At 42.3% G+C, this 13,826-nt stretch carries 12 protein-coding genes; 10 read left to right on the forward strand and 2 right to left on the reverse strand.

The annotated features are described in order from the left end of the window. Window positions 1-52: 52 nt before the first annotated feature. Window positions 53-1,426: a glycoside hydrolase family 68 protein gene (locus tag GTW09_RS03010; protein ID WP_163110000.1), complete on the reverse strand. Its 1,374-nt coding sequence runs from the start codon at window positions 1,424-1,426 to the stop codon at window positions 53-55. A gap of 643 nt (window positions 1,427-2,069) precedes the next feature. Between GTW09_RS03010 and GTW09_RS03015 the strand changes: the two genes are divergently transcribed. The 3 genes from GTW09_RS03015 (at window position 2,070) to GTW09_RS03025 (ending at window position 4,378) form a co-directional block, all read left to right on the forward strand. Then, entirely contained in the window at window positions 2,070-2,876 is an 807-nt protein-coding gene (locus tag GTW09_RS03015) for an alpha/beta fold hydrolase (protein ID WP_163110002.1), read from the forward strand. Next, window positions 2,873-3,763 carry a GGDEF domain-containing protein gene (locus GTW09_RS03020; RefSeq protein WP_163110004.1) on the forward strand — a complete coding sequence of 297 codons (891 nt, stop codon included), beginning with the start codon at window positions 2,873-2,875 and terminating at the stop codon, window positions 3,761-3,763. The genes GTW09_RS03015 and GTW09_RS03020 overlap by 4 nt, the downstream gene beginning before the upstream one ends. A 117-nt stretch (window positions 3,764-3,880) precedes the next feature. Further along, window positions 3,881-4,378 carry a CreA family protein gene (locus GTW09_RS03025; protein WP_239059264.1) on the forward strand — a complete coding sequence of 166 codons (498 nt, stop codon included), beginning with the start codon at window positions 3,881-3,883 and terminating at the stop codon, window positions 4,376-4,378. Between the two features lie 123 nt (window positions 4,379-4,501). Here GTW09_RS03025 and GTW09_RS03030 read toward each other — a convergent pair whose 3' ends face one another. Next, the gene (locus tag GTW09_RS03030) at window positions 4,502-5,260 is read right to left on the reverse strand and encodes a MipA/OmpV family protein (protein ID WP_163110006.1); all 759 of its coding nucleotides are present in this window, start codon (window positions 5,258-5,260) and stop codon (window positions 4,502-4,504) included. 263 nt (window positions 5,261-5,523) lie between these two features. Here GTW09_RS03030 and GTW09_RS03035 point away from each other — a divergent pair, with 263 nt between their 5' ends. The 7 genes from GTW09_RS03035 to GTW09_RS03065 all read left to right on the forward strand — a co-directional run bounded on the left by GTW09_RS03035 (window position 5,524) and on the right by GTW09_RS03065 (window position 13,823). Beyond that, window positions 5,524-6,417: a BadF/BadG/BcrA/BcrD ATPase family protein gene (locus GTW09_RS03035; RefSeq protein WP_163110008.1), complete on the forward strand. Its 894-nt coding sequence runs from the start codon at window positions 5,524-5,526 to the stop codon at window positions 6,415-6,417. A 197-nt stretch (window positions 6,418-6,614) separates the two neighbouring features. Next, a complete protein-coding gene (locus tag GTW09_RS03040; protein WP_163110010.1) occupies window positions 6,615-7,562 on the forward strand; it encodes a response regulator in 948 nt (315 codons plus the stop codon). 19 nt (window positions 7,563-7,581) lie between these two features. Beyond that, the gene (locus tag GTW09_RS03045; RefSeq protein ID WP_163110012.1) at window positions 7,582-9,609 is read left to right on the forward strand and encodes a response regulator; all 2,028 of its coding nucleotides are present in this window, start codon (window positions 7,582-7,584) and stop codon (window positions 9,607-9,609) included. Between the two features lie 148 nt (window positions 9,610-9,757). After that, window positions 9,758-11,677: a pilus assembly protein N-terminal domain-containing protein gene (locus tag GTW09_RS03050; protein WP_203565615.1), complete on the forward strand. Its 1,920-nt coding sequence runs from the start codon at window positions 9,758-9,760 to the stop codon at window positions 11,675-11,677. After that, a complete protein-coding gene (locus tag GTW09_RS03055; protein ID WP_163110014.1) occupies window positions 11,674-12,393 on the forward strand; it encodes a tetratricopeptide repeat protein in 720 nt (239 codons plus the stop codon). Before GTW09_RS03050 ends, GTW09_RS03055 begins: the two co-directional genes overlap by 4 nt. A 210-nt stretch (window positions 12,394-12,603) precedes the next feature. Continuing rightward, a complete protein-coding gene (locus GTW09_RS03060) occupies window positions 12,604-12,990 on the forward strand; it encodes a hypothetical protein (protein ID WP_163110016.1) in 387 nt (128 codons plus the stop codon). Between the two features lie 65 nt (window positions 12,991-13,055). Continuing rightward, window positions 13,056-13,823, forward strand: a complete 768-nt coding sequence (locus tag GTW09_RS03065) for a CpaB family protein (protein ID WP_163110019.1) — start codon at window positions 13,056-13,058, stop codon at window positions 13,821-13,823. Window positions 13,824-13,826: the final 3 nt, after the last annotated feature.

Below are 13,826 nucleotides of genomic sequence, written 5' to 3' on the forward strand. Positions count from 1 at the left end.
AGACGCTGGTTGCAGCAACCAGCGCCTTTTTAAGTATACCTATTCTTTGGGGTTATTTGATGAACGGGTCGTCAAAAATATTCACGAATGACGTTTGTGTGTGTTTTTTCGTTACCATTTTGACAGTTGGGGCTAATGTACCGGCAAATTCACCTTGAACGTTGTCTAAGAAAGCCTCAACAAAACCTCCGGGCATAACATACCAAGAGTAAGCCTGCTCATTGTTCTGAGGAGGATTCGCAAGCACCAATCCACTGCCATTTAGTGGAAGGTAGTCACTTCTAATTGACGGGCCGACAAATCCGTAAAGACCATCTACGCCATTGTCTTGTAGCGCAGGCGAGAAGGTGAACTTATGACTTATTGTCCATAAATAAACCAAGCCACCAGAAAAGGTTGCATGAGGTCTTTCAAGCTGTTGGTTAGTGCAGTTAGCATGAAGAATGGGGGGAAGCAGTTCAAAGTCTTCCATACTGTCTTGTTTTGCAGCAGCAAGACCAATGTTGCCGTTATAGTATTTTGCCTGAGGGCTTACTGGCAGAGTGTTGTTCGCCTCGTTACTATTGTTTGCCCTATTATACGGACTAGGAACAACCGGAGCAGGGCCTGAGCCATCATCTACACCACATGATACTTCTTCACCAGGACTATTTCCTTCAAACAGCATATAAACTTGGCCGTCTTGCGGATTTCTGAAAACAAAGGGGTCGCGAAAACCGTATATAATTGGGCCTGCTTTTGATTGCTCTAGCGTTTGATACATGTCGCCATCAGCTTTCGCGATCACTTTATGTTCGCTCCAATCGCTGAAAGATATTCCGTCTGAATCTGCAGAAATAGTGGCACTTGCTACAACTAATTCTTGCGTAAAATATTCCGCATCTGTTGGGCCTGCACCTTCACTACCTGAGGCTGTGTAATAAAAGTAAACCGTGTCGCCCACTAAAATTGTTGAACCTGCCCATTCGCGAAGCCCAGGAGTATCGACTTCTTCCGGGAACACGTCACCTTGGTAATCCCAAGATTTTCCGTCCCTAGAAATAGAATAGCCAATTTCAGCACTCCAGTGTCGTTGGGGAAATTCTAAGTCTCTGTCTGCGGTGAGCGAGAAAATAACTTTATAGCCTTTGTAATTAACTGTGCGAGTATCAAGGTTAGTCATTGGCCACGTATCCCAGATCCACACCTCGTCAGTAACAATATCTACAGGCATTTCATCTAGTAAAGGCAATGTATTATCTTCATTTAATGCAATTTTTGATGCTTCTTCTCGAGACCAAGCGTCGGTATAGTCTGCCCAAACTGGATAGCTCATTTGTTTTCTGGGGTTCTCAGATGGCTCTGCATGCACAACATTAAACGCACTAAATCCTAATGCCACGATAGCAGAGGCTGAAATACTCGTAAGAGGTTTTTTCAGAATCATAATTAAGCTTCCTATTTTTCAATGAAAGAGGCAGCCGCTCCTCGGCATACCTTCAAAGTGTTATCAGCATTCGATATGCCAATTTCCATTTTTATGTGAATTTAAGTTTGCAAGATATTGAAGTTAATTGGTTTTTTGTTTTTTTTAGGCGTGACTAGAAAAAAGGAAAAGTTTTTTTATTCTATAATATGAATCTTTTTTGCAACATCTGGCCCATATGATGATAAATACATTAAAAGTAATTAACTTAAACGATTAAGTTTGGCTTTTTTATAGGTTTAATTGATTTTAATGGTGAGTTTAGACGTTGAATATAAAGGGCTGTAGCGCTTTTTTTTGTAATTGTTGATGGTTTTAGGGGGAACTTTGCTGTGTCGCTAAGTGAAGATACTCTTTTTTATTCGCTCTTGCTCCGCTTCATGAGCCAGCCGCTTGTGATCTCTTGTCTAGCTGAGTAAGTTACAATTACAACACAAAGATAAAAAAGTTAGTTGCTTTACTGTATCGTAAGCTAAACTCACTCGTAATAAGCGATTTGTTTAAGGGCTTTACACTCAAGGCTTGGGTTAGCGACATTGTGATAAAAGAATAGCGGCTGAGGTAATTATCCCCCACTATTTTTGGAAATATCGGCAGGATAAGTATGTACTTGGAAACAGACATTAAGAAGCGAAACAATGTGCGTGTGGTTGGCGACGGTGAGAATACACTGGTTTTAGGTCATGGTTTTGGCTGCGACCAGCGCATGTGGGACTATCTTGTTCCTTATTTTAATAAAGACTACAAGATCGTTTTATTTGATTATGTTGGGTGTGGGCAGTCTGACCTTAGTGCATTCGATAAAGAGAGATATTCTCAGCTTAGCGGTTATGCGAAAGACGTGGAAGAAATCTTTGATGCGCTTGAGCTAAGTAACGCAATTTTTATTGGGCACTCTGTGAGCAGTACCATTGGCATGCACGTAGCCATCGAACGTCCAGACTTAATTAGTAAGCTGATTATGGTTTGTCCTTCTCCATGCTTTTTAAATTTGCCGCCCGACTACATGGGAGGGTTTGAGAAAGAAGACTTGGAAGAGCTCATCAACTTAATGGACAAAAATTATCTTGGGTGGGCTAGCTACTTTGCCCCCTTGGTTGTTGGGGAAGGGCATGATGAGTCGGTTAGACAGGAACTGGAAGATAGTTTTTGCTCAACAGACCCCAGTTACGCCAAGCCTTTTGCAAAAGCCACGTTCTTTGCTGACGATAGGCATTTATTACCAAAGTTAACCGTACCCACCCTTATACTTCAAAGCCAAGACGATAGTCTTGCATCTATTGAGGTTGGCCGGTACATGCATAAAGCAATAAAGCATTCTATATTTACTGTTTTAGAAGCTAAAGGGCACTGCTTACACATGACAACACCAGAACAAGTGGCACATGCTATCGAGGAGTTTCTCGATTGAGCAAAGTCGATATTGATAATTTTCCCTGCTTGCTACTAGTTACTCATATTGATAACACACAGGTATTATCTGGTAATAGTTTCGCAAAACAATTTTTAAATGTTTGCTTTGAGGAGAGCTCGTTAACGCTCACCGACATTCTTTCGAAAGCCTCACTCATTTTTTATGAAAGCTATCTAAAACCTATTCTTATTAGTAATGGTAGTTGTAAAGAGGTGCAACTAACTGTTATTGCAAATGGAGGCTCAAGAATTCCGGCAGTAGCGAATATATGCCTGGTTGATGAAAAACTATTTTGGGCAGTTTACCCCGCCGAAGAGCGCGATAAGCTTTATCAGGAACTGGTCTCGGCTCGAGAAAACTTAGAACAAAAAACCGAAGAGCTCACTCGCTTAACGCGTTTAGATCCGCTTACTTCTTTGCTTAATCGCAGAGCATTAACTACTGATCTCACCAAAATAATCACATTCATAAGGCGTAAATACGTGCCTGTGTGCTTAGTACTCATCGACATCGATTACTTTAAACCTATTAACGATAATTTTGGTCATGAATACGGCGATGAAGTGCTGTCAAAACTAGCGTCTACGTTAACTAATGTTGTCAGGGAAAGTGATCTTGTTTCCCGTTGGGGAGGCGAGGAATTTCTCGTTGCGCTTTACAACACGGACATTCAAGATGCTCAATATTACTGTAATCGAATCCACGAAGCTGTTCAAAAAATTACCCTACCAAACAGCAAAAAACTAACAGTGAGTATTGGTTTAGCCGCACTAGAGCCTCAAGACCTAAGAGATGAAGACGTTATTGCAAAGAAGATTAATAAAGCAGATAACGCGTTATATAAAGCAAAAAACAATGGTAGAAACCAAACACAGTTGGGCTGAACAATTGTGGATAGCTTTTCATGCGCTTACGGGAGTTTTTGGTTTAAAAGTAGCGGTAGAGATCAGCGAAATAGAAGAACGCAATCGAACCAAAGTGGAATGCAAATGAGGATGGAAATGAAAAGATTGATGTTACAGGGTAGTGCTCAAACTAAATTTAGCAAGGTTCTGCGTGGAGCAATTTTCTTAGCTATTGTGGGCACAGCAGGGTGCAGTGATAGTGAAGTAGGCGATGTTTCTCTTGGCGTTTTCACAACCAAAGACATTAAAATTGATGCGTTGGTTGACCCCATTGTTACGGGCGTGACATGTCACATATCGAGTATTGAAGCCGATTTAGACTTTTCCGATCCATCAGATAGTGCAATAGCGTGCAGACAAACTGGGCCTATAACAGCAGAAATGCTAGAGAATATTGATAAATCACCCTCTGGTGACGTTATTTTTAGAAAATCTAAGAGTATATTTTTTAAAAATATGAAACTTCGTAGAATTTATGACGAAGAGTCTAAGACACTCATGTACCTGTCTTATAGCACAAAAGAAACATCAGGTAGTTACAAGCATAGTTTATCCACAGTACCACTGTGGGAAACAGCGGCTTTTAATAATTAAGCGAGTGCTGCGAAAAAGCCTGTGGTGAAAGCTCACTTTTAATAGCGCACGATAAAAACGATTTTTTGTCGTGCGTTATCATAACCAATGTAATTAAAGTCGAGTTTGGTTTTAAATAGCTATTTAGAACATACGCGAGTAGACCAGTGTAGCGCTCAGTGCGGTGTCGTCATCGGTGAGTGGGCTGTCACTTATACTGCTATCGAAAAATGTAGCACCTACGTCAACTCGCGTCATGCCGCCTAAAAACTTACCCGTAGACACTGCTACTCTTACTTCGGTATTTGTCGCGCTGCTGCCTTCATACAAACCTCTAAATGCAGTGACTTCTTCAGGACGCACGCCGTAGTAATAATCTACATAGTTACTGTCTTGAAAGCTAAGACCAACTGAGGGTTCAATCAAAAAGCCATTTACTCTGAACTGTTTGCCTATTCTTGCAGTTGCTTGAAAGCCGTCGTACTTTCCTAGCATATCGGCGTTTGTTGATAGGGAATATGTCCAGCTTTGGGTGTTGTAAGTTGCACTTATTCCAGCGGCAAAGCTGAAGTCTCTGTCTTCCATTCCTTCAAAAATGAAACTGTCAGATTCTTCATAACCTGCAAAGACAGGAACTAATTGAGCATCTATTGTTAAACCCTCACGCTGAAACATTTGATAACTCACGAAGGGCCCATAAACCCGCAGCTTCTCGCCGGCGTAGCCTATAATTGGAATAGGCACAATACGATTGTCGAAGCCTGCATAAACATCTTGAGATGCGCTAACACCAAAACCCCACATCCAACCTTGAGGTTGCTGGGGAGCTTGCGCACTTGCTGAAATAGACGCGGTAAGCGCTGCTAGTGTAAGGCCTATTTTGATACAAGATTGTATTTTCATGGTTTTGGTTTCCTTGTTTACATAGCATTACGATACATTTAAATCATGACAATTGATCAGCAATTCCAATATTTTGTGTGTAACGAAGTATTGCGAAATCTTTTTCATTTCAACTCACTTTCTCTCGGCCATGTTAAAACGCAAACAAATGAAGATTTGAGAGATAAGAGCAGCAAGGTTCTTTTTTGAATAAAAAGCCTGTTAGTTGACGGCGAACCTTGTGATAAAGTGAAGAAATATAAAGTAAATGTTTCGAGATTCGGGTGATACACAATTATATAATTGGCATTGATGGAGGCGGCTCACACTGTCGCGCTATTCTACAAAATAGTGATGGAAAACATATCGGAGAAGGAGTCTCAGGCGCATCAAATATTATGAGCGACCCGCATAAAGCGCTAAGCTCTATAATAAGTGCTTCAGAAACTGCTATTGCAGATGCCAATCTGTCTGTCTCACTTTCCGATGTTGTCGTAATGGCAGGGCTAGCGGGAGCAAACATACCTAAGGCAAAGGATTATTTTCTATCCCTGCCTTTGCCGTTCAAACAAACCCATATAATGAGCGACCTTCACGCAGCGTGTATTGGCGCACACCGGGGCGCTAACGGCGCGTTAATAATTTGCGGCACAGGTTCTGCGGCGACAAATTATATAAACGGTGAGTTTACTGATTTAGGCGGCTATGGACTCAACTTGGGGGATAATGCCAGTGCCGCTTGGCTGGGGCTGCATGCTGTTAAAAGTACGCTACTTACCATGGACGGCGTAGAAAAAGAAAATAAGTTAGCCAGTGATGTCATTGCGCATCTTGGTATTAATAGCGCACAAGAGCTTGTGGCTATATTGTCTGCTTATCAGCCTAGTGAATTTGGCGCTCTCGCTCCTTTAGTTACCAAAAATTATAAACTTGGCTGCAACATGGCGAACGAGCTTATTCAAGCCGGTGCCGACTATATCTCTTCGTTAATCTTTGCTCTTTTAGAACAAAGAAACACGGCTAAAGATGATGAAAAAGATATGTCGGTTTGCTTTGTTGGTGGGTTAGCGAATATATACATACCTCTGTTATCTTCATCAGCAAGAAAGCTGTTAAGCTCGCCAAAGGCTAACGCACAAGAAGGTGCAATCCACTATTTTACGGCTTTCAGCGGTTAAAACTGCAGTAAGCTTAGCTTTCTGAGCACTTCTTTTATCCTCATTCGCGTTGCATTTTGCAACGCGAAATCGAATATTCCCGGTAATTCTTTTTAAAGTTATGTGAGTGAAAAGCATAAGTAGCTGAAAAATATCATTTTCATATTTCCTCCAAGTTGGTATCTATTTTGAAACAGAATAATGTCTAGGAGGCTATCATGCTAAATATAATCGATGTTGTTCGGTGCTTTATTCATCATCAGGGGTACTCACAACGAGGAATATCTTTCATACACAATCGCACGGGCTTTGCACAATGTTTGGTTTCTGAAGAACGTATTAACGCTGTATCGCCTGTTATTGACCAAGCAATAAAAGCGGCGCTGCAAGAGCCCGTTCTATTGCCAATTATTTTTATAAAAGAGCGTTCTGGATTAAAGATATGGTTTAACGACAGTTGTCTTGCCAACTTTGCCGGTGAGGTTTCCTATTTGTCCCCCTGCTTAGCGAAAACAGAGCTTTTACGGTTTGGGCGGCCTCTACACTCCATCGAAGATGTCCAAGCCTATAGCGAATATCGAATGGGGGACGCGCGGTGGCAATGGCGCTGGTCTAGAGACTGTGCAACATCGAACTCGACGAACTCAACAGTCATGGTTTATCCCATTGACGAGATTGAGAGCAGCTTAGATTCAAATCCGCATAGCAAAAAAGTGTTTTTCCCGTTTTTAAGTAGCGAGATAGATGCGGTGCTCAATTCATTAAGAAAAGACCAAGTTTCAGTGCTAATTGCCGATGATAGCCCTTCGAGCCTTGGCGTAACTGCAGCCATTTTGCAAAGCTTGGGGGCTAATGTCTGCACAGCAAAAGATGGCCTGGAAGCGTTATCTTACGCTATGACCAAACATTTCGATGTACTCATTTTAGACGAGAAGATGCCACAACTTTACGGTAGTGATGTGTTTGAGCAAATAAAAGTCTCTGGTCCCAACATCAACTCTGCACGGCTAATTTTGTCGGGTGTAACCTCGCCAAATGCGGCAACTAAAATGGCGAAGAAAGGCGTTGACGGTCTACTTTGCAAACCGGTAACCAAAACAATGCTAAAAAGCACCATGGGCTCGTTAATGTTAAAGCGTAAATCATTTCAATTAACGCCGCTTTGATGCACATTGAGATAAAAGAATGTCCGATACTAGCAATAACTATATGCTGGACATATTGGCACTATCTGGGCAGCACACTGTAATCTGTGATTATTCGCTTTTTGTAAAGCAGTGCAGTTTTGCCAGTGGTGAACAATCGAGCCTGTCTTCATCCCTGTTGATTGGTCTTAATGCTGCCAGTTTTATTGAGGTTGAAGGTGTTGAACTGGGGGCAGTATGTAATTCTATTCGTGTAAATACGAATAAGAGTATCGTCGTTCAGGTCACAAAAATGATTTCGCTTTCAACGCGGTATAACGCGAATATTGTTAAAGCAAAAAACACTATCGTCTTTTTTCTCACCCCAATTAAATCGGCTTGTTCAAACGAAGCAGAGCCAATAAAAAACAAGTTACAGCCAGATACAACTTCATCTCCATCCTCAACCCCATCCTCAACTACTATGCTTAATTCAATGTCAGCATTGTGGTCTCAAGTTGGGCACGAGCTGAGAACGCCACTAAACGCAGTACTGGGTGCGTCGGAATTGTTAAAAGACACGCAGCTTACACCACATCAAACCGAATTGAATAACTTACTGTTCGTTAATGGCAAAATACTATCGCACACAATCAATAATGCGTTGTGCCTTTTAAGCGAGCAGTCTAGTACGGATAAGGAGCAGAGCGTAACTAACGCAAACGCGCCGTTTAGTGTGGCCAGCTTAGTTGACTCCGTGTTGCTTAAAACCGCTGAGTTAGCGCCTGATAAAAAACATCAATTGGTGTGCGATATAGAGCCACGTTGCCCGTTAAGCGTAATTGCTGACAAAGCGTTAATAACTAAGGCTTTGGTCAATGCTGTATTGGAGACGGCGAAATTGGCCTCTACACATTATGTAGTTTTGAAGCTCGTCTACGAAAAACCTGTAGTAAAAAATAAGCCCATTCACCGCCTTCTCTTTCAAATACAATTGCTGGGAGAAGAGCTTGAAACAGTCGACTCTTTAAAAGTTCCTGCAATAGGTGTTCTAGAGAGCATAGCGCCGCAAGGTGCTTATAACTATTTTAATGACTTAAACTTGGGGCTAACGGTATGCCAACACATTATTCATGGTCTTCAAGGTGAAATGATTGCTAATAGCAACACAGAAGGGCACTACTACCATCAAATAACACTTCCTGTTGAGTTGCACGAGCAAGATAAAAAGGCAATAGGCAGCGTTTACCGCTATGTGGTTTTTAGTGCCAACAATATTGTATCTAATGCGCTTAAAAATACGATTGAATGGTTTGGGCAGCAGTGCCATCTGGCCTCATCGCTAGACGAATGCCGAGCTTTTATATCTAAAAATACACGGTTTGTGCTGCACGGAAATACCCCTTCATTTATTGACTTTATTGATGGTGAGCTTCAAGGCGGGCTTGCTTTAATCATCAATAATAAAGACCTAAGAACGGAAACACTCTGCAATATTCAACAGGCTGCGTTTGTCGAAGGGGGCGTTTCACCCTTGCTATTTAAGCATGCCAAACAAGTATTTCATCAGCGCCATTTAGATTTTGGCTTGAAGCACGATGATGAGCTTGATACTTGCAGCCCAATAAACCACTTGGTTAGAGATTATCAGTTAGCTTCTATTCTTGTTGTTGATGACAACATGAATAATCAACGTGTAGCTAAACATCTTCTTGAAAAGTTTAATTGCGAAGTGACGTTGGCTAACAGCGGATATGAAGCTATTAATGCTTATGCCAATCAATCTTTCCGTCTTGTATTTATGGATCTGCGAATGCCAGGAATGGATGGCATTGAAACCACAAAAAACATAAGGGCAATGCTAAGTAAAGAGCGAGCGATTGTGGTGGCGATGACCGCAGAAGATGAAGAAAAGGCAAAACAGCTTTCTTTTAACGCTCAAATGGACGGCTACATACTTAAACCAATCAATACTGAAAATGTGATTGAGACCCTAGATAAGTTTCTAAACCCTACATTTGGTAATGATTCGACGTTGGAAGGTATTGCGAGAGCAAATACTTGGGTGCATAGGATGCTTTCTCCTTAATTGCTTTGCATTTTGCAAATCACTAATGAAAATCTATTAGGTAATTACCTTGTGTGGCTGTTTTTTAATTAAATATCAGCTAATTAGAATAGTTCTAAGTGTGGTCAGTTCCTTGCAGTATCTTTTTTATGAACCTGGGGAGGTAATCATGAAAACGATAATAAAATTCATGCTTTGCATGATGAGTATGCAGGTAATTGCACAAAGCAATTTAAGCTATATCGAAATGGCAGACGGCAATAAGGTAAAAAAAGTTGAGCACTTGGTTAAGTGGACCCATACAAGGTTTGTTTTTAAAAAAGAGGTGAAGCGTGTTGCCGTGGGCCGCGAGACCACGCTTGATGTGCAAGTTGTAGGGGGGAGAGAGTTACTGATATTAGCCAAGAAGCTTGGCAGAACATCAATGATGGTATGGTATCAAGACAATAGCTCCGAAACTTTCTTACTCAGTGTAACTGAAGATTACAGTGTTCTTGAAAACGCGCTTAAAGATATTTATCCCGATTTAAGGCTAACCATCGCTCCAGATCGACACGCAATAGTGCTTCGTGGAACGGTTCCAACCGCCAACTACCGGCAGTCTGCCTATACCGCCGCGAGAAACTATTTGTATGCGAGCAGTTCCCAACAGTCACAGCCCGTATTAAATCCTCAAGCCGACCAGAATTTACTTAACACACTGCAGCAGCGGCTACAGGGCACAGGAAACTTATCCTCTATGATGCAGCAAGCTAACAAGGTTGCCATCATAAACTTAATAAAAGTAACGCAGAAACCGAAGAAGAAAGAAGAGAGGATCGCCGCTTTGCTGCGAGATCTCGGCGCGCCTGATGTAACGGTAGAAAGAATTCGAGTTAGTGAAATTGATACCGACGATCAGGACGTGTTTATGCTTTCTGGCAGTGTAGCGAATCAAATAGAGCTGGTAAGAATACTGAGTGCTGTGAGCAAACTTTTTATTCCCGCCGGACTTGGTATGGCTCAGCAACCTGCACTTAATTTGCCAGGCGGTGGTCAGCAAGCTGCGATAGCTGGCGATCAAGCCATGATAGAAGTACTGGCAAACGAGTCTGGTGCACTAGCATCAGCAGATACCAGCCAACTCAAGTTGAGCAATGTTAATTCAAATGTAGGTAGGGCAACCTTGCTTTCTATTGCGGGTGGTCGTGTGCTTTCAAGTATTGAGGTTAAGGATCTTCCGCAAATTCGAGTGTCAGTGCAGCTATATGAAGTTAATCAGCGACAGCTCGAGCAGTGGCGGCCTGATATAAGTGTACTGACTAACGGATACTCACAAGGCGACGGGCTTTTCGGTTTAGGTGGGCTGTCAGAAAGGCAAAACGGTAGTGCTAGTGTAGAAAATGCGCTTCAGCTTATTAGCGGTCAATTAACGAATAATATTCAGCTCAGTACTTCGCAATTTGCTATCGATATGTTGTTTTCACTACTGGAACAGGAAGGGATATCGCGTACCCTCTCGCGTCCTACATTAACAGTGTTGGCAGGTGAAAGCGCGGTATTTAAAGTGGGTGGGGAAATTCCTGTACCCACAACTTATAGCCCCTCTGGAATACAAGGGCAAGACCAAGGGATAGGGGGCTCTGTATTCAGTGGTACAGAGTTTAAGTCATTTGGTGTTGAGCTAAGTGTGAGGGCCTTGGTAGACGAAAAAGATAGAATAACCCTGGATATAAATCCTGTCATTTCTCTTCCAGACACCACCCTAACAGCGCAAATAGCGCAAAGCAGTGGCTCAGATTTAAACAGCAGTGCGTTTAATACTCGCAGCATGGAAACATCGGCCCGACTGCGCGATGGTCAGCCATTAGTTGTGGGTGGTTTATTAAGCTCAGACAGTAATACAAGCCACGACTTTGTGCCCAACTCCAGCGGCAGAAGTCTTTTTGGGAAATTGAGTGAGTCAACCAGCAACAGCTCAAACAGTAGGGAGCTTATTATTGTTGTAACGCCAACACTGGTGCGGGAGCCCATTAATGACAGTACCCACTGGATGACGCTTTCTTATTCCGACGACATGATGGCATATTTAAAGGAGCTTGTGCTATGAGGCAATACAGCACTGTACTTAGCCGTGCCCTTGCATATGCAAAGCGCCTGTTTATTTTTTCTTTTGCATTTCTGTTGTCAGCTTGCGCAACTGTTGATTTTATCCCTATTTTAAATCCCGATGCGGCGTTAGAAAGTTTAATCATTAATTATGAAATTGAACAAAAAGGCATTACCTGTCGCGGGCCAAATAAAATAGATTGCTCAAGTGCGGCGAGAGAAATTCAGAAGCTCTTGTTAGCTAACCCAGATCACACAGCCACTCAAGTTTTAGCTGCTTCTTTATTTATTAACACAGGGCGCAGAATACAAGCGCAGGTTGAGCTAGATAAAGTGGTGAGGAATTACATGCCGCCTTTAGTTGCGTTAATCATGCGCACCGATTTAGCCCTTGGAGAGGGGAACGTTAAGTTGGCTAAACGGCTCAGCGATTACTCTATTTCACTTTATGCCGGAGAGGCAAAACCCTATCTACAACGCGCTTCAATAGAATATATAAAAGGTGAGTACGACAAGTCGTTAGCGTACTTGAGCACATCCCTTCGCTTCGGGCTCGATGAAAGTATTTATTACTATCACTTGGGCTTGATTAATCAGGCAAAGCACCAAGTTATGCAGGCCTGCCAGTATTACAAGCGCTCATTGTCGCTTATGCCACCAAACAGTGCTTTAGTTACCTCCCGTTTAGCATCATTACAACACCTCCCCAATTGTTAAATTGATGCGCAAAGGCCTTCGGGCCTTTTTTTATTTTAAGTACGAAAATTGTGATTTGCATTTTGCAAAGCAAAATAAGTAAACATGAAGACATTTAGCTCTATTTTTAGGTATGCATTTGAATTATATGGCATTAGTTTTGTGGCACGCTTATAGCAACAAAGCTAACGGGAATAGTCCTTAAAATTTTGATGCACTAAGGTGATAGAGATGAGAAAAGTTAAATCAGGAAACACGGTTAAAAAGCAAAAAGGTTTTGTTCTTACATCTGAGCTAATCATTCTTTCTACTTCTATGGTAGCAGCGTTGGTGATTGGCTTAGCCACATTAAGAGATTCAGTAACCGCAGAGCTCGAAGATGTTGCAGAAGCGATTGGTTCTCTTGACCAAAGCTATGCATTCGACGGAATCATCAGCGGCGGCGCAACTGCAGAGATCAGTGGCTCTGGCTTTATTGACGGTGTAGATACCAACGCAGGTGACCAAGTTGGATTTAGCTTTGTTGATTCTGACTTCAGTGAAACCGCTTCATCACTCGGCGCTACTGCAAGCACAGCAGCAGATGGCCCTGCCGCGAATGGTTCGTTTGACGACTAAGCTGGCTCTGCAATTGTCGTTACGCGTAAAGCGCGTAGCGACACTTTTGGCAGGTAGGGGGTGTGATGAAAGATAGAAATAGTAAGGGTGCAACAACGGTTGGTATTACTCTGCTAATGACTTCGGGTCTCATGGCTTCTGCATTAGGCGTTCGTCAAATAAACAGTGAAGATACACAGGCAATTTGGGTACTTAACAAAAACATACCCGCAGGACATGTGATAACCACTAAAGATATTACGCAAAGCGAGTTTTCTGGTGAGGATTTGAATACAGTTTCCCTCAGTGTCCAAAACCCCAGAGCAATAATTGGAAAGAAAGTTTCCAATGCGAAATATAAAAATGAAATGTTGTTTTCCTCCGACTTTGCGAGAGCGAAAACGAAGGCTTTGTCTGAAGCAATACCTGCAGGAAGAGTGTTATATACGCTTCAACTGCCGAATTTAGATATACCAATTTCTCGCCTTCACAAAGGCGATAGGCTGGACATTGTTGCAAAGACAGGTCGTACCGTAAGAACAGTTGCAAGAGATGTTCAGTTAATCGGTGTCTCCAAACAACCGAGTGGGAGCGGCAAAAGCAAAGGGGCTATTGACTCGGCTTCGTCGCAAAAAAATGGCGGAAATTTAGTCACGTCTCTCGTTCTGGCAGTGCTACCAACTAACGTGTATTCACTTGCAGGTATTGACTCCACCGACAATGTTTCTGTGGTTGTTCACAGTGCGTTTGATATTGAACAAGGCAAGCTACAAGATTTTTCGAGACTTCAAACCACTAGGCCTGTGGAAGTGGTGAAGGGTGTAAAAAAAGAGTTTGTTTATGTTGCGAGGTAATTA

This window comes from Alteromonas hispanica, assembly GCF_010500915.1.
In the GTDB taxonomy this organism is placed as follows: Bacteria; Pseudomonadota; Gammaproteobacteria; order Enterobacterales; family Alteromonadaceae; genus Alteromonas; species Alteromonas hispanica.

Coding starts and splice junctions, on each gene's coding strand:
- GTW09_RS03010 (WP_163110000.1), bottom strand. CDS start 1,426: ATGATTCTGAAAAAACCTCTTACGAGTATTTCAGCCTCTGCTATCGTG.
- GTW09_RS03015 (WP_163110002.1), top strand. CDS start 2,070: ATGTACTTGGAAACAGACATTAAGAAGCGAAACAATGTGCGTGTGGTT.
- GTW09_RS03025 (WP_239059264.1), top strand. CDS start 3,881: ATGAAAAGATTGATGTTACAGGGTAGTGCTCAAACTAAATTTAGCAAG.
- GTW09_RS03030 (WP_163110006.1), bottom strand. CDS start 5,260: ATGAAAATACAATCTTGTATCAAAATAGGCCTTACACTAGCAGCGCTT.
- GTW09_RS03040 (WP_163110010.1), top strand. CDS start 6,615: ATGCTAAATATAATCGATGTTGTTCGGTGCTTTATTCATCATCAGGGG.
- GTW09_RS03045 (WP_163110012.1), top strand. CDS start 7,582: ATGTCCGATACTAGCAATAACTATATGCTGGACATATTGGCACTATCT.
- GTW09_RS03050 (WP_203565615.1), top strand. CDS start 9,758: ATGAAAACGATAATAAAATTCATGCTTTGCATGATGAGTATGCAGGTA.
- GTW09_RS03055 (WP_163110014.1), top strand. CDS start 11,674: ATGAGGCAATACAGCACTGTACTTAGCCGTGCCCTTGCATATGCAAAG.
- GTW09_RS03060 (WP_163110016.1), top strand. CDS start 12,604: ATGAGAAAAGTTAAATCAGGAAACACGGTTAAAAAGCAAAAAGGTTTT.
- GTW09_RS03065 (WP_163110019.1), top strand. CDS start 13,056: ATGAAAGATAGAAATAGTAAGGGTGCAACAACGGTTGGTATTACTCTG.